Annotated in this window: 22 protein-coding genes and 1 tRNA gene; 12 read left to right on the plus strand and 11 right to left on the minus strand. The window is 42.9% G+C overall.

Features of this window, described 5'->3' with window-relative positions; genetic code table 11:
* Window positions 1-537 carry a T9SS type A sorting domain-containing protein gene (locus tag KUV50_RS04550; protein ID WP_222578918.1) on the minus strand — a complete coding sequence of 179 codons (537 nt, stop codon included), beginning with the start codon at window positions 535-537 and terminating at the stop codon, window positions 1-3.
* Between the two features lie 31 nt (window positions 538-568).
* A complete protein-coding gene (locus tag KUV50_RS04555; protein WP_222578919.1) occupies window positions 569-982 on the minus strand; it encodes a hypothetical protein in 414 nt (137 codons plus the stop codon).
* Between the two features lie 423 nt (window positions 983-1,405).
* On the opposite strand from KUV50_RS04555, the gene KUV50_RS04560 reads away from it, so the two are divergent.
* On the plus strand, window positions 1,406-2,014 hold the full coding sequence (locus KUV50_RS04560; RefSeq protein WP_222578920.1) for a tetratricopeptide repeat protein: 609 nt from the start codon (window positions 1,406-1,408) through the stop codon (window positions 2,012-2,014).
* Between the two features lie 176 nt (window positions 2,015-2,190).
* Complete coding sequence (locus tag KUV50_RS04565; RefSeq protein WP_222578921.1) at window positions 2,191-3,051, plus strand: ion transporter; 861 nt, start codon at window positions 2,191-2,193, stop codon at window positions 3,049-3,051.
* Here KUV50_RS04565 and KUV50_RS04570 read toward each other — a convergent pair whose 3' ends face one another.
* The 5 genes from KUV50_RS04570 to KUV50_RS04590 all read right to left on the minus strand — a co-directional run bounded on the left by KUV50_RS04570 (window position 3,052) and on the right by KUV50_RS04590 (window position 7,415).
* Window positions 3,052-4,014, minus strand: coding sequence for a D-alanine--D-alanine ligase (locus KUV50_RS04570; RefSeq protein WP_222578922.1), 963 nt, complete (start codon window positions 4,012-4,014; stop codon window positions 3,052-3,054). It abuts the gene before it with no gap.
* 114 nt (window positions 4,015-4,128) lie between these two features.
* Window positions 4,129-4,554 (minus strand): DoxX family protein, encoded by a 426-nt coding sequence (locus KUV50_RS04575; protein WP_222578923.1) that lies wholly within the window; start codon window positions 4,552-4,554, stop codon window positions 4,129-4,131.
* A 31-nt stretch (window positions 4,555-4,585) separates the two neighbouring features.
* A complete protein-coding gene (locus KUV50_RS04580) occupies window positions 4,586-5,398 on the minus strand; it encodes a universal stress protein (RefSeq protein WP_222578924.1) in 813 nt (270 codons plus the stop codon).
* 142 nt (window positions 5,399-5,540) lie between these two features.
* Entirely contained in the window at window positions 5,541-6,362 is an 822-nt protein-coding gene (gene kdsA / locus KUV50_RS04585; protein ID WP_222578925.1) for a 3-deoxy-8-phosphooctulonate synthase, read from the minus strand.
* A 6-nt stretch (window positions 6,363-6,368) separates the two neighbouring features.
* On the minus strand, window positions 6,369-7,415 hold the full coding sequence (locus KUV50_RS04590) for a hypothetical protein (protein WP_222578926.1): 1,047 nt from the start codon (window positions 7,413-7,415) through the stop codon (window positions 6,369-6,371).
* Between the two features lie 71 nt (window positions 7,416-7,486).
* Here KUV50_RS04590 and hemL point away from each other — a divergent pair, with 71 nt between their 5' ends.
* Window positions 7,487-8,764 carry a glutamate-1-semialdehyde 2,1-aminomutase gene (gene hemL / locus KUV50_RS04595; RefSeq protein WP_222578927.1) on the plus strand — a complete coding sequence of 426 codons (1,278 nt, stop codon included), beginning with the start codon at window positions 7,487-7,489 and terminating at the stop codon, window positions 8,762-8,764.
* Window positions 8,765-9,013: 249 nt separating this feature from the next.
* Here hemL and KUV50_RS04600 read toward each other — a convergent pair whose 3' ends face one another.
* The 4 genes from KUV50_RS04600 to rpe all read right to left on the minus strand — a co-directional run bounded on the left by KUV50_RS04600 (window position 9,014) and on the right by rpe (window position 14,926).
* Window positions 9,014-10,405, minus strand: coding sequence for a hypothetical protein (locus KUV50_RS04600; protein ID WP_222578928.1), 1,392 nt, complete (start codon window positions 10,403-10,405; stop codon window positions 9,014-9,016).
* 117 nt (window positions 10,406-10,522) lie between these two features.
* Window positions 10,523-10,975 carry a 30S ribosomal protein S16 gene (gene rpsP, locus KUV50_RS19575; protein WP_222578929.1) on the minus strand — a complete coding sequence of 151 codons (453 nt, stop codon included), beginning with the start codon at window positions 10,973-10,975 and terminating at the stop codon, window positions 10,523-10,525.
* A gap of 746 nt (window positions 10,976-11,721) precedes the next feature.
* Entirely contained in the window at window positions 11,722-14,247 is a 2,526-nt protein-coding gene (locus KUV50_RS04610; RefSeq protein ID WP_222578930.1) for a carboxypeptidase-like regulatory domain-containing protein, read from the minus strand.
* Complete coding sequence (gene rpe / locus KUV50_RS04615) at window positions 14,237-14,926, minus strand: ribulose-phosphate 3-epimerase (protein WP_261394998.1); 690 nt, start codon at window positions 14,924-14,926, stop codon at window positions 14,237-14,239. Before rpe ends, KUV50_RS04610 begins: the two co-directional genes overlap by 11 nt.
* Before the next feature lie 328 nt (window positions 14,927-15,254).
* On the opposite strand from rpe, the gene KUV50_RS04620 reads away from it, so the two are divergent.
* The 9 genes from KUV50_RS04620 to ftsY all read left to right on the plus strand — a co-directional run bounded on the left by KUV50_RS04620 (window position 15,255) and on the right by ftsY (window position 23,133).
* Window positions 15,255-16,256 (plus strand): hypothetical protein, encoded by a 1,002-nt coding sequence (locus tag KUV50_RS04620; RefSeq protein WP_222578931.1) that lies wholly within the window; start codon window positions 15,255-15,257, stop codon window positions 16,254-16,256.
* Between the two features lie 635 nt (window positions 16,257-16,891).
* Entirely contained in the window at window positions 16,892-18,460 is a 1,569-nt protein-coding gene (gene lepB / locus KUV50_RS04625) for a signal peptidase I (RefSeq protein ID WP_315899935.1), read from the plus strand.
* A 6-nt stretch (window positions 18,461-18,466) separates the two neighbouring features.
* Window positions 18,467-19,336, plus strand: coding sequence for a hypothetical protein (locus KUV50_RS04630; RefSeq protein WP_222578932.1), 870 nt, complete (start codon window positions 18,467-18,469; stop codon window positions 19,334-19,336).
* Between the two features lie 13 nt (window positions 19,337-19,349).
* Window positions 19,350-20,966 (plus strand): S8 family peptidase, encoded by a 1,617-nt coding sequence (locus KUV50_RS04635; protein WP_222578933.1) that lies wholly within the window; start codon window positions 19,350-19,352, stop codon window positions 20,964-20,966.
* A gap of 300 nt (window positions 20,967-21,266) precedes the next feature.
* Window positions 21,267-21,340: transfer RNA gene (locus tag KUV50_RS04640), tRNA-Arg, on the plus strand.
* Between the two features lie 40 nt (window positions 21,341-21,380).
* Entirely contained in the window at window positions 21,381-21,629 is a 249-nt protein-coding gene (gene rpmB, locus KUV50_RS04645; RefSeq protein WP_222578934.1) for a 50S ribosomal protein L28, read from the plus strand.
* Window positions 21,630-21,642: 13 nt separating this feature from the next.
* The gene (rpmG, locus tag KUV50_RS04650; RefSeq protein ID WP_222578935.1) at window positions 21,643-21,831 is read left to right on the plus strand and encodes a 50S ribosomal protein L33; all 189 of its coding nucleotides are present in this window, start codon (window positions 21,643-21,645) and stop codon (window positions 21,829-21,831) included.
* 3 nt (window positions 21,832-21,834) lie between these two features.
* The gene (locus KUV50_RS04655; RefSeq protein ID WP_222578936.1) at window positions 21,835-22,011 is read left to right on the plus strand and encodes a DUF4295 domain-containing protein; all 177 of its coding nucleotides are present in this window, start codon (window positions 21,835-21,837) and stop codon (window positions 22,009-22,011) included.
* Between the two features lie 156 nt (window positions 22,012-22,167).
* A complete protein-coding gene (ftsY, locus tag KUV50_RS04660) occupies window positions 22,168-23,133 on the plus strand; it encodes a signal recognition particle-docking protein FtsY (RefSeq protein ID WP_222578937.1) in 966 nt (321 codons plus the stop codon).
* Window positions 23,134-23,373 lie beyond the last annotated feature (240 nt).

Below are 23,373 nucleotides of genomic sequence, written 5' to 3' on the forward strand. Positions count from 1 at the left end.
TCAATTTTTATAAAACTTCGTTACAGACTGGCCTGTTTTCACAATATATACTCCGTTTTGTAAGCTGGATATATCGACTGAAACTATAGGATCAGATGATTTCTGAATATTTTTCACTGACATCATTTCGTGACCGAACATATTATAGACCGTAATATCACTCCGTTGTTCCCTTTTTCCAGTAAATACCTGGATCGTATTTTGAGCTGGATTAGGATAAACCACCAGCTTTGATTCATGGTTTTCAAATTCGAAATCCACGGTCCGGGTTTTTGAGTATTTGAACGTACCGTCAAAATCCGTCTGACGCAGTCGGTAATAGGAGATTCCATGGACGGGTGACGGGTCAATATAATCATAGTTCTGTATGTCAGAGGAAGTCCCGGCACCTTTTAATTCTGCCAATGTTTTCCAGTTTCTACCGTCGTTAGATCGTTCTACAGCAAAGTAATCATTATTAAGTTCAGAAGCCGTCTCCCAATTCAGAAGTACACCTTGACTCCCCACCACCTTTACCGAAAAATTGATCAATTCCATGGGCAGCAAAAAATTGCTTAGCGGATATTTTTCATATACCGATATACCAGGTCCTTCTATTAACAACCTGACCGAATCGCACCCGAGCAACTGGGGGGGTGGCCTCACTGCAGTTGTCACCAACCCAATTGTCAGGTGCTGTGATCGTATCTCCGACCCCACCGCTCACTGGCAGTCCAAAATTCATAGACAAATCCTGATCGCAAAGAAGATAGCATTGCAAAGTATACATATTGTCCGGAACATTAACCCCTTCAAATTTGACGTCATATTTCATATTCACTTTAAAGGTATAATCATCAGAACAGCTGTTTGGTGCATCTACCGAGGTAGCTTCTAACCAAATTAGTACATCATATCCATCCGAAGAAGACACACGCAATTGCCCATTTGCTGAAAATTGAAATAGGAATAGTGTTAGAAAAGCAATTATTAGTTGTTTCATCTTAAGGGGTTTAGTCTAACTTAAAGTCAATTAGCGATTAACTTATAAGGTTTTGTTTCTTTTATAAAGCCAAATATAAAACAGGTTTTCCTAATTTTTTCATGAAGTGAAAAATTTAACTCATCATTGATAAACACACAGCTATAAAACCAACCATACAAGAAATGCAAATATTCTCTATTTCATAATAAGGATATTACAAATTGACCCTATGTCAATATAAATTTGAATATAATAAACCAAGTTATACTGAATTCACACTTCCTATTCCTCTTAAACATTGACCCGCTCTCGTTTTCCGATGTGAGATCACCCGCTGTGTGTGATTTCTCAGTTCTCAGGAATTCAAAAACACAACTCGTTTGCAAGAGATTTCGCTAACCCATAAAATTCTGCTATTTTTGAGCTCAAATAATAATAAACATGTTTTCAATCAATATTTACCTACGGCTTGGACTGATCATTCTTTGTCTGGGTGGTGGTGTGGTACTGACCTCGCTTTATGGCTTTTGGTATGCCTTTCCGTTCTTTCTGACCGGCATCATTCTTTTAGTCGGCTACATCCTCTTTGGCACGGTCCAATCAGCAGCCAAAATGATGCAAACCATGGATATCGCCGGAGCGGAAAAGCGCATGAAACTCACCGTGTCTCCCCGTTTATTGTACTCAGCGAATCGTGCCTATTTTTATATGCTCAAAGGAACCATCGCTCAACACAAAAAAGATACCGACGAGTCTGAATTTTATTTTCAAAAAGCCAAAGAAACCAAATTACCCACGGACAATGAAAAAGCGATGGTTAATATTCAATTAGCCAACATGCAGGCCAACAGAGGAAACTGGACGATGGCCAAGCAGCTATACCGGGAAGTCAAGGGAATGCAGGTCACCGAACCACAGATTAAGGAACAGGTGGAAGAATTTGGAAAAGTCATCAAAAACAGTGGCAACATCAAAGCCGCACAAAGCGGACGATTCCGCGGAGCAATGAATCAACAAAGTAAGAAAAGACGTCGGCCCCGAATGAGGTAATTAATAATCTAACCTTACTACTTTTGATTACCATCAAATGGTCAACATTTCTCCGGTCGGGTTCTGAAGATAATATCGGTTTTACAACATATCCAGAGAATAGAGGAGCTATTTGTTTTGTATGAGCGTAATAACCCTATATTTGACCTACGCCAGTGGCAATAAAAAATTCTTGTATGAAACCACAAATCGGGGAGGAATCGCCTAAGTTCAGGAAATTTCGTGCGAAAGCGCATGAATTGATTTTCGAAGCAGATACGCCGCAGGGAAAGTTGTTTGATGTGGTTCTTCTCATTCTGATATTGATCAGTGTTGGGGTGGTCATGTTGGATAGTGTACCGGATTATCACAAGGATTACAGTGAGATTCTGTGGATTTTAGAATTGTTTTTCACATTCATATTTACTATAGAATACATTGTTCGTTTATTGAGCGTACGAAAGCCGTTGGTCTATGCCACGTCTTTTTTTGGTATTGTAGATTTACTTTCCATCATACCCACGTACCTCGCTTTTTTCTTTACAGGATCACAATATTTGATCGTGATTCGCGGTCTCCGCCTGCTCAGAGTATTCCGTATCCTTGGGTTGCATAACTTTGTCAATGACAGTTTGTCTATTGTCAATTCGCTGCGTCGAAGCTCTCGAAAAATAGTAATTTTTCTACTGTTTGTACTCATGGTAGTGACCATATTGGGGACAGCTCTTTATTTACTCGAATCGGATATTAATGAAGGATTTAACAGTATTCCGAGAAGCATCTACTGGGCCATCGTTACGGTAACCACAGTGGGATATGGAGACATCTCCCCCATCACCTCCACCGGCCAATTCCTGGCAGCCATCGCCATGATATTGGGATATGCGGTCATTGCCGTTCCTACAGGTATTGTTTCAACGGAATTTATACGAACCGGGAAAAGAATACAACATACTAATATCTCATGTCCGGATTGTGGTGCTGAGGGCCATTATCACAGCGCCCGGTATTGCTTCAAATGCAGTGCTCCGCTAAAAGACGAAATTATAGAAAGCTAACTACTCTGATGGTAATCTACTGGTGATTAACTTGTCTATAAAATCACTGATCGTCCAGCCTTTTGCCACCACCTGTTGAGGTACCATACTCGTCGGTCCCATCCCCGGAATAGTATTGACTTCTAAAAAATAAAACGTGTCATTCCGCAAAATATAATCAAAACGGCAAATTCCATCACAGTCCAAAAGACGAAATATCTTTTCGCTTAGATCCAGACAATCACGTGTGCTTCTGGCAGAAAGGCGTGCCGGTGTAATTTCCTCACTCGCTCCATGGTACTTGGCTTCATAATCAAAAAATTCCTTGGTGGGCCGAATTTCTGTAATGGGAAAACGAATATATTCTTTGCCTTGCTTCATAATACTGGCAGAATACTCTACTCCTTCGACAAATTCCTCAACGAGTGCCTCTGTATCTACCTCCCATATTTTCTTTAATGCGGCATCCAGATCGTCCCATTTTTGCACCTTGGTTACAGCTACGCTTGATCCGTTGTTGTTGGGTTTTACAAACAGGGGCCAGCCCAGATGGTTAAAATCATTTTGAGATATTTCATCGTTTTTTCGCACTGGTACTGATTGGGCCATGGGCACATCAAAAGATCTCAGATAAGTTTTGCAAAAGTCTTTGTTAAAAGTCACCGCACTGGTCAGCACACTTGCTGTGTTGTGCGGAATCTCCATCAAGTCAAGATATCCCTGAAGTTTTCCATTTTCTGCTGGTCGTCCGTGAATCATCAAAAATGCAAAATCAAAATTTTCCTTTCCCTTTGGAGTGGTAAGTGAAAAGTCATTGAGGTCAAGCGCAACCCCTGTTTCCTGATCTACAAATTTTCGATTCTCCATAAGAAGCAACCGATAACTGTATTTCGACGGATCAATATGATCAGTAATCAGCTTTGCACTGGCCAGTGAAATGGTTCGTTCTTCAGATGGACCTCCGGCTATAATGGCGATATGCATCGATATATTATAAATATTTACAATGCGTAAATATAATTAAATTCTATAATCCAACGAACTATTTTATTGGAGAATACGAAGACCGTCCCCTTTATTTTTACACGATGAAAAAGGTTACCTGTATTTTCTGGGCACCCGGGTAGTAGCAAACAACCGCTTAATACTATACCGACCACTTCCCCGCCCGATGAGTAACAGCAATCCACCGACAATAGCCATATTTTGCATAAAATCGATCGCTATTTCACGCTGCAGAGGCACTGGTTTATTCCACCAACTGTGGATAATAAAGGTAATGGGCACATAGTATATCAACAGGAATATCGAAGCCAGGGTGACTCGATACCCTATCAGTAGCATAATTCCACCAACCAACAGCAGGAAGATCGCGCCGGATAACAGCATGTCTTGATTCCAGGTGATGCCATACTCGGTCATGGTGTTTTTGGTACGCTGGAAATAATATATCGAGTCGTACGCTTCATACAGGAACATGGCAGATAAAAACACCCGCCCCAATAAATCGATAATATCTTTCATAGGCTGAAAGTAGGGAAATTATTTGAAAAGATTATTCATGAAGTACCAACATAGGAATTTCTGTTTTCCACCCCATCTTGCGGGTCACCGATTTATGGAACAACCGTTGCAAAAAATTTCTTTTCCGATCCACTAGCACCAACAGATCTGCATCATTTTCACGCGCCATTCGACGCAATTCTTCATCAATATTGGTGGATGCTACCTGAACAAAAGATGTCAATCGTTCCCCCAGCAACGATTTTAATTCGTGCAGCGTATTATTTTTGCTTTCCGCTGAAATATCGCCAACATGTACCACAGTAAGATCGGCATCAGTGCGTTCCAGCATAAGCGTCAAGGGCTTAATCACATCGTGGGCGATCGCTTTCATATCAGATCCAAAAACAATTTGTTTCAATTTTGAATATCTGCAATTTTCCGGAATCGCCAGCACAGGAACATCAACGCTTTTCAATACCTGAAGCGTATTACTGCCGATGAGGTAACCACTGGCACTTTGCCGAGTACCCCGGGTCCCCATTACTACAAAATCCGGATTCATGTCTTCATTATAATTGATCATATCAACCACAGATCCCACGCCGACCCGCTTGGTGATCACATTAGCTTCATTCCTAAAATACGATTTTAATATTTCTTCTTGTTTGAGCAGATTTCTGTCCACATCCTCTTTTAGGGTTTCCAGAATGGATGAAATAATTACTTCATTGGGTTGGTAGGGTATATCATAGGAATGAATAAGTACATAATGTATGGGTTCATTATGAAACATATCTGCAGCATACTTCATTGCATTCTCTGATTTGTGGCTAAAATCATTCGGCAAAAATACAGTTCTCATAATATCGATTCTTGATATGATAAAGTCCGGAGCGCTTTGCACTTAGAGTACACCGCCGTTATTCCAACGGATTACTCAGATCCGGCTTATAAATTAATACATATTTATCAAACTGAGGCAAGCTACTGTGAATATCTTCTGATTATTCAGTAATCGCAGTCCTGATTTTAACCAGCATCTGAAGCAGAGGCTTCATTTCATGCAAAGGAAGCATATTAGCTCCATCGGAAAGCGCTTGATTTGGTTTGGGGTGGGTCTCGATGAACAATCCATCAACGCCTACAGCAATCCCGGCACGTGCCAGGGTTCCAATAAACTGAGGTCGGCCTCCTGTCGTTCCACTGGACTGATTGGGTTTTTGATTCGCATGGGTACAATCCAGCACAACGGGATAACCAAAACTTTGCATCACAGGTATGGCACGCATATCGACCAGGAGCTCGTGATAACCAAAAGTAACGCCTCGCTCTGTAAGCATTGGAAAATCATTCTCCGACTGGGTGATTTTATCGACAGCAAATCCCATGGCTTCCGGAGACATAAACTGCCCTTTCTTTATATTTACAATACACGGTGTATTGGCAGCTGCCACTAATAATTCGGTCTGGCGGCAGAGGAAAGCGGGAATCTGAATAATATCAACGATCTTTCCGGCCCGGTGTGCCTCTTCCGGACTATGAACATCCGTCATGATGGGAAGATCTAGCTTAGATTTCACTTCAGCTAGTATTTCAAGGGCTTTTGCATCGCCTATTCCTGTAAAAGAATCCAGACTGCTTCGATTGGCTTTTTTATAAGAAGCTTTGAACACAAAAGGAATGTTGAGCTCGGTGGTGATATCTTGTAATGCTGTGGCGATCTCCATAACCATCGTGCGGTCCTCAACTACGCAGGGGCCTGCTAACAAAAAAAATGAATTTTGTTGTGAGTTAAAAAGACGTTGCCGTAAATCAAAGCTCAGCATAACTCATTATTTATATACCCACGCATCTGGTTCAATTTCACTGCGAAGAAGATCGATTTCTGACTGATCAGCGCATTCTACTTTTGCAGCCACCAGGGTCATGGTCTGACGTTCCATGGTGATTACTTCAACTTCAAAATCACCCAGCCTGGATACCATTCGGTTAACATTTTCCGGGTTTGCAAAAGCCCCAAGCACCAAGGTGCATCGGGAACTGGATGTTGCAGCCCTCTCTTCCGGATTGGTTTTATTCTGATTCACTTGAATAGCCTCGCCTACTCCCCGATCCGATGCTGACGAAAAATCTTCATCCGTGGTTTCTGAATACTTTTCATGTTCATCCAATTCCGTAGCGGGTTCAGCATCAAAGGTTACCGACTCCTGGGTATCGGAATAATAATCTTCGATATCATTGGAAAGATATGACTCCGGCGCAACATTTACCAGCCGGGTATTGAATTCCTGTTGATTACCAAATAAAAATTGAATCGGTTCTGACCAAAAAAATAATGCCAACACAAATAAAGATGCAAAAACACCCCACAAGGCAGGGATTAACATAGGCCGCGTTTGTTTCGGCGGTAAAGCAGCACGCAGATCCACCGGAGCCCGGTCGCGCACAGAATAGTCCTCCACATCAACACCGGGGGAACGATATGGCAATACGGGCAGCCATTGATAGTGGGTCAGTACCTCCGGCACAAAATCCAATTGGTTATCAAACTGAAACTGGCCATATTCTCCAAATGGCACAGCGCTTTCCCTCACCGCTGACTTAACAGAATCCTCCCATCTTCGAACGGCCCTTTCAGCATCTGAATCCGATAGCATAAAGTAAGTGGCTACTTTTCGCACTAAGGCCTTATCGATCAGAGCGTGGCTATTCCGATTAAAATAAAAGTGTTCACGAGGAGGCAGGATCTGATGATGGTCTTCTGATAAATAAGCGCTCAGAAACATTTTCTTCAACATACCTTCTCCACTAATGGTGATCTGTCCTTCTTCCTGAAAAACAGCGACCGCTAATCGGGTTATCTGATTGATCTGAACCATGGAACGAATTTAATTATAAAATCTTCATTCTTGCAAGTCTTCCTGTATATTTGTAAAAAATTCTTAGAACTATGACCTTTACCAGAAAACGATCTGAAGCAATATTTGAAGAAACAAAAAAACTGTTTCCGGGTGGCGTACACAGTCCGGTTAGAGCTTTTAATTCTGTGCAAGGTGCACCGGTGTTTATCGATCGCGGGGAGGGATCCAAAATTTATGACATCGATGGAAACACCTACATCGATTTTTGCAACAGCTGGGGCCCCTTGATATTGGGACACAAGCATCCGGACGTCATTGATAAAGTCATCAAAACCATTAACAAAGGATTGACTTTTGGTACTCCCCATGAGCTTTCTTATGAGCTCGGAAAAACAATCATCGACCACCATCGCTACATCGATATGATCCGATTTGTCAGTTCAGGGACAGAAGCTGTCATGTCCGCCATAAGACTCGCACGTGGAGTCACCGGCCGAAACAAAATCATAAAATTTGAGGGTTGTTACCACGGCCATGCAGATTCTTTGTTGGTAAAAGCGGGTTCGGGATTAGCCACACTGGGAACTTCCACTTCTGCCGGAATCCCGGAAGCGTTTATTGCTGAGACCATCGTACTTCCACTTGCCGACCCCGAACTGCTGGTCGAGGCAGTTCAAAAATACAAAGATGATCTGGCGGCCATTATTATAGAGCCTGTCCCGGCAAATAATGGATTGCTTCTGCAGGATGCGGAATACCTGCAATTAATGCGGGATTTGTGTACCCAATATGGCGTCATGTTGATCTGGGATGAAGTCATTTCCGGATTCCGGCTTGGCTTTGAAGGAGCGGCCGGACATTACCAGATTCAACCCGACATCATGACTTATGGGAAAATCGTCGGTGGAGGTATGCCGGTCGGCGCTTATGCGGCTTCCCGGGAGATTATGTCTCATGTAGCGCCAGTCGGCGACGTTTATCAGGCCGGCACGCTATCTGCCAATCCAGTCAGCATGGCGGCAGGTTTGGCCACCCTCCAAGTTTGTCTGGAGGAAGGGTTTTACCACAATATGGAAAAGAAGACAATGGATTTCACAAACAGGTTGCAGGACGCTTTGGATCAAAAAGAAGTTCCCGCCCATATACAGACCATTGGGTCTATTTTCTGGATTGCATTTAGTAAAGGCAGAGTTCAAAAATCTTCAGATATTGATCCGGCCAGCATGGAACATTACAAAAGGCTGCATTTGCACCTACTGGAAAACGGGGTCTATTTTGGACCGTCCGGGTACGAGGTGGGCTTCGTTTCAGCTGCGCACACGAAGGACGATCTGGATGCAGTGATCGAGGTGGTTAATAGTTTATGAGATTGAAGGAAGTGGATGAAACTAGATGAGATTGATGAAAGTTGATCGGGCTTATCGGTGCCCGACTAATGAATACCATTTAAGGCTAAGGTTTAGGTTTAGAAATATTTGTTTTTGGGCCAACTTATAACCCAATTACTGATACCAATTACTGATACCCCAAAACAAGGTAGAGGCTATGGTTTAGGTTGGGCCAACTGGTACCCCATTAACCATGAACAGAAATCTGGAATCTGAAAAATCTAAAATCTAGGAGGTTGCTTTCTTACGACGTCTTTTTCTGGTCTTGAATATTTCCAGTACTTCTTTTTCTGTCATAAATCCGAGGTCCTGGAACTGACTAACCACATATTTCTTGATATCCTGGTAATCTTTCCCACGCTTGTAGGTATACACTTTTAGGAATTTTTTAATGAGTCGGATACTGGCGTGCTTGATTTCTTGATTAAAATGCTGGTTATCAAACATTTTAATATAGATCGTCATCAGTTTATTCAATTCAAAATAGGCTGGATAATCTTCCGGATCAATATTCTGAAGCTCTGCTTTGAAGTACTTATAAATCACAAGTCGGAGCGCCTCATTGAAATCGGATAAGCCTTCGTGTTGATTGTGCACATTTCGGATTTCCTCAATGGTTATTTCAGACGCCAACCCATTCTCCTTGATGATATTCTGCAAGTAGTAAAACGTATAGAAATCATCCTTTGGCTGATCAGGCAAAAGATCGAACAAACGGACAAACGAATCGACACCCACATTGATATCACTTTTCATAAGTCGTTCTAGAAAGTGGAAGTGCTTTGAATGGAAGCCTTCTTTTTGTCGCAGCTCATTATAAATTTTTGCCAGTCGTTTCTTACGATCTTCTTCAAACTCAATAAAATGAGCACTCAAGCCCAAAATATTGATGTATTCTTGCGGCTCCTGAAGCTCTGTATTTTCCAGGAAGGTAATTAGTTCTTCTTCGAACGAGGTATTATCCAGATCGTGCTTAATCCGGAATTTCAAGAAATCGAGAAATTGCCGGTAACTGGCTTTTAATTCGATGGCATCATCCGGAAATTCGATCGTATAAAAATTATAACCTTCGAACTGTTTTTTATATCGGTTGTAGGCCACTTCCCGGTTTTTGACCTGCCACAAATCCGCTGAATGCAAATTGCGCAAATAGGAAACAATCCGCTTGTTTTGGAATCGGTTGATAAAAGACGTGGTCCATATATCACTATTCAGAGCAAAACCCACCTGAACTGTTTGACCAATTCTTGTTTTTATATAATCGAAATAAACGGAGTCACAGATAAAAAGCAAGATATCCTGGAAATGAGTTTGAGGCCGGATGTATTTAAAATCCTCATCAATAGCACCGCGGAGCACAGCATATCCCAAAATTCTGGGCAAAAACAAGCCTTCCAGTCGATCATCTAGAATTTCATTCTCCAGGGACAGCAACTGCAGGGGATTGTTATTGACCACCTTATCATAGAGTTCCTGGATCTGAGGTTCAAAATAATCGATCAGGGCTTTATAATCCGCTTCTTCTTCCGATTCGAGATAGGTATTCAAAAGATCAGAGGATTGTATGGTTTGTTTGATATTCTCTATTTGCTCTTTATATCGTGGACTCAGTGATTTCATATAAATCGAATTTGATTGTTATGTTTAAATACAGCAAAAACCCGGCAGAACTTCTACCAGGTTTTCACAAACTTCCTTTTCAAAGCCTGTACAATGCCCGTATTTCTTGTGACTACCTTACTCTTCTTCAGATGCTTCCGGTTCGGGAGCCGGCTTTTCCGGTGCCTTACCAAAGATAGAAATATGAAAATCACGCTTTTCTTGTGCAGTTTTTTCGAAACGCTCCGCTATTTTCGACTCTTTGGCTTCCATAAAGTCTTTGTACTTTTGGTCAGCTTCTTCTTGAGTCAACGCCTCTTTTCGTACACCTCTCAGGAGATGACGTCGATACAACACTCCTTTGAATTTCAAAATAGCCCGCACTGTATCTGATGGCAACGCCCCATTTTCGAGCCATTTCAGGGCTTTATCACGATCCAAATCAATCGTTGCCGGTGAAGTCATCGGATTGTACGTACCGACTTTCTCGATAAATTTACCGTCCCGTGGCGCCCGGGTATCAGCTGCTACGATGTGATAAAATGGTTTTTTCTTTCGTCCTTTTCGTTGTAAACGTAATTTAACAGACATTCTAATAATACTATTGTGGTTATTTAATCACCTGCTTATTCCGACGCTGCGGATAACCGGCTTTCATACCCCTGTGCCTATAAGATGATCTTCGGTCGGTACAAAACCAAGCAACCGAACCAACTAAAAGACATCGGGTATATCGGCCGCAAATATAAGACTATTTTTTAATTCTGTGTATGTTGTTTCCGAAACTTCTAACATATCGCAGCGACAGGCTGGATAGCCTGAATCACACCGCTGACGTGAATTTAAACAAATTATCTTTTTTCAAAAATGTGTAAGTGGAGAGAATAGAAATTCAAGATAGTCCTACGCTTGAAAAGCTGTATAAAAACCCCATCTATATTTAAAAACTAACGTGAACATTCCTGGTTCTCATGACCCTCGCAACCTACCTCCGCGATGTGGACTAACCCAATCTGGAGGAGCCACTTAGCCAGTAAATGTAAAGGCGTTTCCATTTCCGGGAAGAAGGAGCTTCTGCTCCTTGATATACATTTTTGTCTGAGAACTTTCTGTCCGAAAGATGGGCTTTTTATCGTAAAAATATGGGAGAACTGTAGTTTCGCTAAACTTTTGGAACAGATCAGGGATAAGGCACACTCGAAGGTGCCCTACACCAATCCACTATCTTGCCAAAAAATGGCAGGGGCCTATTGATCAAGTTACCCAATACCAACAGCGCAGCGCCCTAACTGCTAGCAGCGCAGCGTCCTACCCCCTAAAAGCGTAGCGTCCTTAATTTAAAATTCAAACCGCAACTTCAGATTCACCCGTCGGGAGGTGAGGTTGTTCTTCACCGAATACTGCACATTGTTAACCGCCTTAATCCAGGTCACCGATGCGGTATTGGCCACTTGCAATAAATTGAACACCTCCAGACTCAGCCATGCATTTTCAGCAAAACGCAAGGGATTGTGAGGGCGCTTACTGATCCAGGCTTTATCCCACAATTGCGCTGAAAACCCGGCATCAACTCGGTAATAGATCTTGTACCGAAATGGGTTTCTCAACTGAATGTTATCACCCGGCGTTCCAAAAGGAAGACCCGATCCAAAATTGAGACTCAAATGAATTTTGAAGTTTTCATTTTGAGGCAGGTAATCCTGAAAAAACACCGATGCCGTCACCCGTTGATCGGTGGGCCGAGGTACAAACTCTGTTTTCTCCACATTTCCGATGCCTTCCAGCAGCTTTTCATGTTCTATGCCATCCCATTTTTCCACAGCTTTTAAAAACGATACATTGATCCAGCTTTCAGCACCCGGCACCAGTTCACCGTTTAGTCGAAAATCGACCCCCATCACCTGCCCCATTGCCAGATTATCGCCATAATACCGAATCCGTACATTATTGACATCATAGGGGATCAAATCATCCAGGCGTTTGTAGTAGGCTTCGGTCATAAACCGCATTTTAGCATTAATCCGCTCCCAGTAAAAATCCGTGCTGTACCCCAATACCAGATGCATCGATTTCTGGGCTTTGATTGCCTGATTCAGCGAACCGTCCAACCGACGGAACTCTCTATAAAAAGGCGGTTGGTAATACAACCCACCGGCCAGTTTCCACACCTGATTATTTTCTTTTCCCAATGGCCGGTACAAAATCTGAGCTCGCGGTGAGATGTTGAGTTCCTCATTCAAGCTCCAGTACGAAGCCCGCACCCCGCCTTCGAATGTCCACAAGGACCGATCCCTGTTTCGCAAGTTGTAGCTTTCCATAAGATACGCCTCCATCCGCTGAGAAGAAATCGAATTTCGGGACTGGAAGACCTTGTTCAGTAAGACTTCGTTCTCACTAAATGGCAATGAATATCCTGCAGAATCCAACCGCTCCCATTCGTGCAGTCGATCCCGGATATCTTCATGCTGAAATTTCAATCCCCATTGTAAAAAATGACTTTGATCCTTGCCCGTTGCAGAGAAATTATTTTTTTCAAGCCCCCCCTTGATTTCAAAGTTGGACACATTGGAAAGAAGCAAGTTTCGTGAATACTCATGCTGGATTCCCTCGCCCACCAGTGCGATCGCTTCTCCCTGGTTTTCTGCACCGATGGATGTCTCAATCTGACTGAGATTGTAGGTACTGATGATGTCAAAATTCTCCGACTCTGCAGATGAATACGTGGAAGCCAGAAATTTCAGAAAAAAGGGATTTTTCTTTTTGGGTGGCAAATAAGTCACAGAAACACCGGCCATGGCCGTTTCGAAAAGGTCCTTTTCGGCACCGGAAAAAGAAGACGAAAGATTCAAGGTATAATCAATCAATCCAAAGGCTGTGGACCGGGTCTGGGGCTGAAAATCAAAAACCGATCGGTTGTAGTTCAGCATCACCCCCGCTTGCCAAGATTCACTCAGGTCATAAGTCATATAAGATTGGACATCGGCAAACTTTGGAAGATATTCGCCTTTGATGTCGAGTGAATTGAGTAGGTATGAGGTGGATCGGTACCGGGCTCCGGCCAGATACCTGAATTTTTTGTACCGGGAACTCCCCAGAGACTTGCTTCCTTCCAGATGAGCGCTGGCCCCCAGCAAACTCACTTCTGCACTATACGCTGCTGAATCGGGTCTTTTGTATTTTATATCGAGCACGGAAGACATTTTATCCCCGTATCTGGCTGAAAAACCACCGGATGAAAAGGTAATATCACGGACCAGGTCCGGGTTTGGAAACGACAGTCCCTCCTGCTGACCGCTCCGTATAAGCTGAGGTCGGTATATTTGGAAATCATTTACATACACCAGATTTTCATCGTAATTACCCCCACGTACATTGTATTGGCTACTCAATTCTCCCCCCGTTCCTCCACTCACACCCAATGCGATGTGCGGCAGTATATTTTCCAAATTTCCGGTGACAGACGGGAGCAATTTTATCTCTGACATATCTTCCACCACCATTCCCGGTTGATGAGAAATCGTACTCTGTACCACCACTTCCAAATCGGACACGGCTGGGACCAACTCAATATTCAAAGACAGATGTTCATCCGTCGGGGCATGATCTATTTCATAAGTCGCCTTCTTGTAACCCACTCTGGAAAACACAAGTACTGTGTCTTTTTCAGACACAAAACGCATGGAAAATGCGCCTTTCTCATTGGTGGTAATCGCTGAGGTACTGCCCTCTAGATAAATGAGCACATCACTCAAAACCTTTTCTTCAGCAGGATCAGCGATAAACCCATCTACCGTAACCACCCCTTGTGAATACAGAGATCCCGATAAGAAGACTAATATGACACCAAGTACATTATACTTCATAAACCGGAAGATTGCCCAGCGATTTGAGCTTTTTAATCGTTTCCATCGGATCCTCCGACCCGAAGACCGAACTTCCTGCCACAAGCACATCGGCTCCCGCTTCCATTATCTTAGCCGCATTCTGCAATCCGACTCCACCATCGACTTCAATCAATGCTTTGGCGTTTCGGTCCTGCATGATTTGTCGCAATTGCCGGATCTTATAGAGTGTTTCAAAAATAAATTTCTGGCCACCAAACCCTGGATTAACCGACATCACTAGGACCAGATCCAAATCTTCAATTACTGGTTCCAGCAAGGCCACTGGGGTATGGGGGTTTATCGCCACCCCGGCTTTGACTCCGAGATCTTTGATTTGCTGAATATTTCGGTGTAAATGAGGGCAAGCTTCATAGTGCACGGTGATCGTATCTGCCCCGGCTTTTGCAAATTGGGTCACATATTTTTCGGGCTCTTCAATCATTAAATGTACGTCCATGGGCTTTTCCAATACTTTTCCTACTTGCTCGACAACCATCATTCCAAAAGAAATATTGGGTACAAAACGTCCATCCATTACATCCATATGCAGCCAGTCCGCTTCACTTTCATCGATCAGTTTCACCGCTTTGTTCAAATGCAAAAAATCTGCTGCCAACAACGAGGGCGCTAGTAAAGGCTCTTTAATCATATCGTTCATTTTCAACTGTTATAACTCTAAAAACCAGGGATAAATTGAGCAAGGGCTCATAAATTTTATATACAATCCGGACGCCATCTCCCGATTTTGGCAAAAATAGCCGCTTTCTTTAAATTTATCTCATCTGGAGTGGAAGGATTGGAAGAAATTCTCCAGAGTTATATTGATTTTATTTCGCAACCAAGTATTCATCGATTCAGATGCTACTCTTGGCCCGAATGGTGAAATTTAGTATTTCATGCCGTCAAATAAGCCGGTTGAACATTTTCCTCGAAATCATCTTAACATTTATAGGTATTATTAAAATTTTGCACCTAAAACATCGTTATTGGAACAACACAACCAGAAAAATATGTCGTCAGAACAATCATCTCGTAACATAGCTATTTTCAGCGTCATCGCACTGTTGCTCTTGGTCCTCTCCGGATACTTGTTCTATCAAAACACGCAATTGAGAAAAGACATGGTAAGAATGGATCAAGAATTTACTGATCTACAGGATATCAATATTCAACTTGATGAAGAATTTAAGTCTGCCCAACGTGAACTCGAATCACTTAAAGGAGAGAATGTTGAACTCAATAAGCTGATCGATGAGCAAATCGGAAAATTGGAGGAGCAGAAAAATCAAATTGCCCTACTCGTCCGGCAAAACAGAAACTATTCAGAAGCTCAAGAAGAAATCGAAGAACTCAGAGCAACCGTGGCCCAATATATAGAAGAAATTAATCAACTAAAGGACGAAAACATTTTTCTTACGGAAGAAAACCAAACGCTCAAAAACCAGACAGATAGCCTGACAGTCGCCGTTGAAGCCAGCCAACAAAGAGCCGATTCTCTATTGACCGAACAAGAAGTGTTGACGGAAGAAAAAGAAAACCTATCCAAGGAAAATACAGCACTCAATGTCAAGGTGATGGAAGCTTCTCGTATTTCCATTGAAGACATCAACGTGAAAGGTTACGCGACCAAGGAAAGCGGAAAAGAAGTCCGCAGAAGACGGGCAGAAAATGTTGAAATACTTAATATCTGTTTTGAAACGCAGGTCAATCAACTGGCAGCAGAAGGCGAAGAAACCTTTTATGTACGGGTTCTGAATCCTACAGGAGAAACAATCTCCGTCCAAGCCGCAGGATCCGGCGTCATGACGCTGCTTAAAACGAACACCCCCATCCCCTATTCTACTAAACAATCCATCGAATACAAACACAAAGGGGAAGAGGTATGCCTGGTTTGGGCACCCGGGATCCCTTTTCAGGAGGGATTGTATGCCGTCGAGGTGTACAACAAAGGGTTTTTGGTGGGGCATACTACCTTTAAATTGAGGTAAACTATTTTCATCAATCTTCGAAGGACACGTCAAAATCAACTTTCTATTCCAGGTGTAGATGATCGATTTATTTCGTAATTGATCGTTGGGGATAGAATTCTATCTATTTCGTTTGAATATTCTTGATAAAATTCTTCAATAAGTTGTGTGGATATCTTCAATAAGTTGTGTGGATAGATCAAAGCTCAGATTATTGCTATATCTATCAATATGTTGCCGAATCATATCACATTTTCCTATGTCTTCTAACTACCGGCACGGATTTTTAAAATGCTTATTCCTACCCAAGTGCACAAGTCTACTGGCATAGCTTATCCAGGCAATAGCAATCGATTTTACAAGTCGATTTGTGTTGTTCGTTATTCCTGTCACGCTTTGCGGGCTACTGTGAAATGTGATTGCCTGTGTTTCTTGCAATGGTTCCTGACCTAGGAAAGAAATTCAGCTTATCCCATAATCCCACCCATTGGTCTAATAGATGGGGACCAAGACAGGACTAATCAGGCTAAAATATATTTTTATTTTAATTTTGAGTACTACATATTAAAGTATGGTGGATCCCGAACCACTTAACACCGGTCCGAATGCACCATCAAGACTTTTTTGTTTACTTTTGTCAGAAAATTTAAAGACTCGTGGGAATATTACTGTTTGTCCTGATATCATATCTGTTACTCTGCTTAACATTGGCGCCGCTATTTCGCCGTGCCGGTTCAGATCCAAAGAAAGCCTGGATTCCAGGAGTTAACTTTGGTGAATGGGCGGAAATTATTGGACGTAAAAAGCGATATGCATGGTGGCTTTTGTTTCCGATTGTGAATATTTTCATCTATGCCGGCATGGCAGTGGATATGGCCCGGGCATTTGGAAAGCTAAGTTTTTGGGATGCCGTACTGGCCGTGGTGTATACCCCGTTGTCTTTTTATCTGATCGACAAGCAAAATCGCACCTATCAAGGAAAGATCGTTCAGCTGGAACAAGACTACAATACACAAATCAAAAATGCACAGCTCGCTGGAGATAACCTTAAAGTCCAACGACTAACCAATAAAAATCCTTACCGAAAAAGTCCTTCCAGAGAGTGGGCTGAATCCCTTATATTCGCCATTTTTGCGGCAGCCTTTATCCGAATGTTTCTGATCGAAGCCTTTATCATCCCCACCTCATCGATGGAAGGATCCCTGAAGGTTGGCGATTTTCTTTTTGTATCCAAGGTGAACTACGGAATACGTACGCCAATGACCGTAGCCATGGTACCCCTCTTGCACAACCGAATCGGGTTTCTGAATTCCGAGTCTTACCTTGAGGAACCGAGTCTCCCCTATTTCAGACTCCCTGCTCTGGAAAAAATAAACCGGTATGACAACGTTGTTTTTAATTATCCGGAGGGAGATAGCGTTGTCATCACACCAGGGCGGACTTTCAGCGTCTACGATTTGAGACGGAGAGGCATGCTCAATCAGGTGGATCCCAATGCAATCGTTTCACGCCCCATGGATAAGATGGATCACTACATCAAACGAACCATTGGTTTACCAGGGGAAGATTTGGAAATAAAAGAAGGCACGGTTTTTATAGATGGAAAAGCTATCAAGAATCCTGAAGAGACCCAATTCACCTACCGGGTGACTTCCAGTATGGGGTCCATTAATGTGAACACGCTGGATAAGATTGGAGTGGATATCAATGACCATCCACGGGCTTCGGAACATTATTACAATCTGAGTAAAGATGCCGTAGAGGCTATTACAAATCTGGGCAATGACATCGAGGTGACTTATGTCCCCCCCAGTCAGATAGGTACTGCATTGTTTCCTCATGATGAGGATATCTGCAGCGACTGGACCGTGGACGACTATGGTCCGATTCACATCCCTGAGAAAGGAGAAACGCTGGCATTAGATCCATCGAACATCTCGATGTATCAGCGGGTCATCCAGGAATATGAGGGCAACAAACTTGAGATCAAGAACGATCAAATATACATCAACGGTTCTCCGGCCACGGAATACACCTTTAAACAAGATTACTTCTGGATGATGGGAGATAACCGGCACAATTCAGAAGATTCCAGGTTCTGGGGCTTTGTACCTCATACTCATGTAGTTGGAAAACCTCTCTTTATTTGGATGTCATTAAAAAACAGTAAATTGTCGGATGGTATCCGATGGAACCGCATATTTATGTCCGCCAACAAAAAATAGATGCCTGTGAAAAAGATAGTCTACGTCCTCTTTTTTCTTTTAGGGGTTTCTACAGGGATAGCTCAGGTATCCTCCAATGCGTACTTATTGGAATGGGATCCCAGCTCCTCCGATCAAAATAAAATTCAAAGATTGGATTTATTGACCGGATTCAATTCCGAAGGATACAACAACCAGCCCTTCTATGACGGTCAGGAACTTTATCTTTCCTCTTCATGGAAAGAACGAAAGCAAAGCAATACCAATATCATTGCACTGAACCTGAGAGAGAAGTCCATCAGAAGGGTCACGGACACCAAAGACGCTGAATATTCACCTCAAGTTATTGACAGAAATCTGTTGTTTGTCCGTATGAATCCGGAGACCAAATTTCAGGAGCTCTGGCAATACGACGGTCACCAACTGGAGAAGGTCTTACCGGAAAGCAATGTGGCTTACTTCAGCTCCGTCACGACAACTTTGGTTGCAGTGGTTTTGATCGAAAACAATCAGCTTAACTTGTATGAAATCAATATAAAAACGGGTCAGAAAAAGAAAATCATCGACAATGCAGGACGATCACTGGCCCGAGACACCGACGGAGCACTGTATTTCGTCCATAAATACAGTGCTGACACCTGGTATATAAAAGCGTATGACCGACTCACGGGGCAAATCAGGATCATATGCAAAACCATCCCCGGTGCGGAAGATTTTTTTCTTGAAAACGAAAAGCACCTCTGGATGGCCAAAGGGTCACGAATATACCGTACCCGGTTAACGGCAGGGCTATCTTCGTCCTGGGAAAATATTTTCAACCTCGAAGACTACCCATTGAATAATATTGGACGATTGTGCGTTATAGGTACCAATCAACTGATATTTATCAACCAATAATTATTTTCCATTCGTGAAACATTTCCGTTTTCTTTGCCTTCTTGGCTTCCTTCTGTACGGTGTCACTTCACTTTCTGCTCAATCACAGAATTCGTATATCATTCAGTTGGCCGAATCGTCGGACCTCCATGCCATAGACGCCTACTTTAAACAACACAACATCCATGCGGAAATTCATTTGGTTGCTATGAGTATCCGGGCTTATGAGCTCACACTCGTTCATACCCCGACCCGAAAATCAAAGGGATGGACCCCACTCCTAAATAATTGTCCCGGCATAATCGCTTATCAACCCAACAGGAGTTATGAACGGAGAAGAATCACGCCCAATGACCCTAAATTCTCCGAGCAATGGTATCTGGACATGATCCATATGCCGGAAGCCTGGCAGCTTGCAACCGGAATGATTGACTCGGGATACTTTGAACCAGTGATCGGCGTGCTGGAGGCCGGTTATGATTTTTCACGGCCCGATTTGCAGGGAATTCTTTATACCAATCCGGGCGAGATTCCAGGGAATGGCATCGATGACGATAATAACGGATACATCGATGATGTCCACGGATGGAATTTTGACAGCGAGGATGGGAATCACTACATCGACTACACCTACCACGGCGATGCGGTCGTTTCGGTCATGGCGGCGCTGGGTAATAATGGGATTGGTGTGGCTGGTATTAACTGGCAGGGGAAGGTTCTGCCGCTGACCCTGGAAGCACGCAATACAGATGCCGAGACCATCAAAGCCTACGAATACTTCTATCAGATGCGCAAGACATTCAACGAGACAAACGGAGAAAAGGGTGCTTTTATAGTTGCAACCAACAGTTCTTTTGGTCTGGATGGATATTATGAAGAAGACGCCCCTCTTTTTTGCGAGATGTTTGATAAGATGGGTTCCGTGGGTATCTTGAGTGTAGGAGCCACGTCGAATCAGGATGTGAATGTAGATATCAATGGAGATTTGCCCAGTGACTGTTCCTCCCTGGATTTGATCATAGTCAATTCCATCGATCGCGATCGGGAAAATAATTACTCCGGTCGGGGAATAGAAAACATCGACCTGGCAGCACCTGCAGAAAAGATATTGGTGGTATCCAAGCCCGGAGAATACATTGAAGATTCCGGAACCTCGTTTGCAGCGCCGCAGATTTCGGGCGTCATCAGTCTGGCCTATTCCTTGGGACTCGACAGCATGCAACGGGCTATAGAGACCAACCCCCTCGAGGTATCGGCAGCCATCCGGACCTGCCTGCTGGAGAACACCACCTCGGCCCCGGACCTGATTGATGAAAACGCCACTGGCGGATACCTCAATGCTCTCGCTACCCTGGAATGCGTTTATGCCCGGTATTATATACCTGAAACGGATCAGCCCATTGCGATCCAAAAATTGTATCCCAATGCAACACAAATGGATCTGTTCATCGACTACGCCGTTAAAACCACGGATAAGCCGATACAAGTCCTCATATTCGATATGATCGGAAAATTGATCAAAGAGGATACCATTGACCCGATCACGGACCATCCCGCCAAGATCAGTGTCCATCAACTCCCGGCAGGGGTTTATGCCATTACTTTGGTTCAAAACGGCATAGCGACAACACAGCAGTTTGTGAAGATGTAAGGAAAAGAATAGTAGGTGAAAGGCGAATGGAAAAAGGGGCTAGGCTATGTCAGTTGTAACTCCTTTTCTTCCTCGACAAACTTTGAATTTTAACAAAATCTTTTACGGCATTATTAGATACAACTGGTATTACTTCTACACGCCCCCTCATTCTGAAAATAATTAAGTAAAAGAGTAGACGGTCTATAGATATTTTGGAAATAACAACCACTTGAAATCTGAAATTTCAAATAATTCTACCACGAATAAAATATTTTTAATATCTTTGTCCCCTATTTCGCCTGAAAGGTGGGTAAAAATGGCTTCGTAGCTTAACTGGATAGAGCACCTGACTACGAATCAGGAGGTTGCAGGTTCGAATCCTGCCGAGGTCACACCGATGAATTGATTGAAAATATATTTAAACTACAAGTTATGTCGAAGGTATGTGAGTTAACAGGAAAGCGGCCGGTCGTCGGACATAAAATTTCACACTCAAACGTGAAATCAAAGCGACGATTTGAACCCAACCTGATCAAAAAAAAGTTCTACATCCCTGAGCTGGATAAAACCGTCACGTTGAAGGTGTCCACCAAGGCGATGAAAACGATCGATAAGCTGGGCTTATATGCCTATCTGAAAAAATTGCAAAAGAAAGGAAGAGACATTCCTGTAAAACTATAAAAGCAGCAGCATTATGGCAAAGAAATCAAAAGGCAATCGCATACAGGTAATCCTTGAGTGCACAGAGCACAAAGAAACCGGTCAAGCGGGAACGTCTCGATACGTCACTCAGAAAAACCGGAAAAACACACCGGAAAGATTGGAATTGAAAAAATACAATCCGATCTTAAGAAAATATACTGTTCATAAAGAAATCAAATAAGCTATGGCAAAGAAAGTATCAAAAAACGCCCGGGTAGCCCAGCGTTCTGCGAACGCAGGTTCTGGAAGAGATCATGTAAAAGTGATCAAGAGTATCAAGAACCCGGAAACAGGTAAATATTCATTCAAAGAAATGATTATTCCTAAAGATCAGGCCAAAGAATTTTTCGCAAATAAATAGGCCCAATTAAAAATTTAATCCAAGATAAAGGCTTTTCCATGTGAAAGGCCTTTTTTGTATGTTTGAGTGATGGAAGATTTTTCTCTCATTTTAAAAATCAAGACCCGGGATATAAAAAGGTCGTAATCTGTATCCCGAAGGTCCAAATAATCTGCAATGAGTTTTTTTAAAAAGTTTTTTACGAAGGAAAAAGAAGAAGACCTGGATAAAGGTCTTGAAAAAACAAAATCAAGCCTTTTTTCAAAAATCACAAAAGCCGTCGCGGGGAAAAGCACGGTAGATGAAGGTTTTCTGGACGAACTGGAAGGAATTCTTGTTTCCGCAGATGTCGGTCTCGAAACAACCATAAAAATTATCGACCGGTTGGAAGAACGCGTGGCCAAAGATAAATACATCAATACCACCGAGCTCAATACGCTGCTTAAGGATGAGATTGTAACCCTACTTTCTGAAAACAGAACTGAAAACTTTGAAGATTATGTCGTTCCTGAAGATAAAAAACCCTTTGTCATCCTCGTCGTGGGTGTAAACGGCGTTGGAAAAACAACCACCATTGGAAAGCTGGCTCATCAATACAAGAAAAACGGATACGGGGTGGTACTGGGTGCCGGAGACACATTTCGTGCAGCGGCTGTGGATCAGCTCCAAATATGGTCAGAACGCGTCGGTTGTGATTTCTATTCCAAAGGGATGCATTCTGATCCCGCAGCGGTGGCTTTTGAAACGGTTCAACACGCCATCAAAAACGATCTCGACATAGCCATTATTGATACGGCCGGAAGGCTTCATACAAAAATGAACCTTATGCGGGAATTGTCTAAAATAAAACGATCTGTGAGCAAAGCGCTCGATGGAGCACCTCACGAAGTGCTGCTGGTTCTTGATGCTTCCACCGGTCAGAATGCCTTTGAACAATGCTCCAAGTTCACCGAAGCCACTGAAGTCAGCGATCTGGCTCTGACTAAGCTGGATGGTACAGCCAAAGGAGGTGTCGTGCTCGGAATCTCGGATCAATTTCAAATTCCCATTCGATATATCGGTGTGGGTGAAGGCATCGAACAGTTGCAAATATTCAACAAACAAGCTTTTGTGGATTCGTTGTTTAGCGGCGAAATGGAGTAGAAAGGTTATTGGGTATTAGGACGCTGCGCTTTTGGGTTTTGGGACGTTTCGCTTTGGTTATTGGTTATTATGTTACTACTATATTACTACGTTATAGTGACACCGGGGTTTGATCAATCCGCAACGGTAGATGCGCTTCTGAGGTATATTGGGTTTCATCCCACATACCAAGGAAGTACACGGTCTCCAGATTCCAGCCTCAAACATTCAAAAATTAAATATTTTTGAGAGATTCAACTA

This window comes from Membranihabitans marinus, from assembly GCF_019802045.1.
GTDB lineage: Bacteria > Bacteroidota > Bacteroidia > Chitinophagales > Saprospiraceae > Membranihabitans > Membranihabitans marinus_A.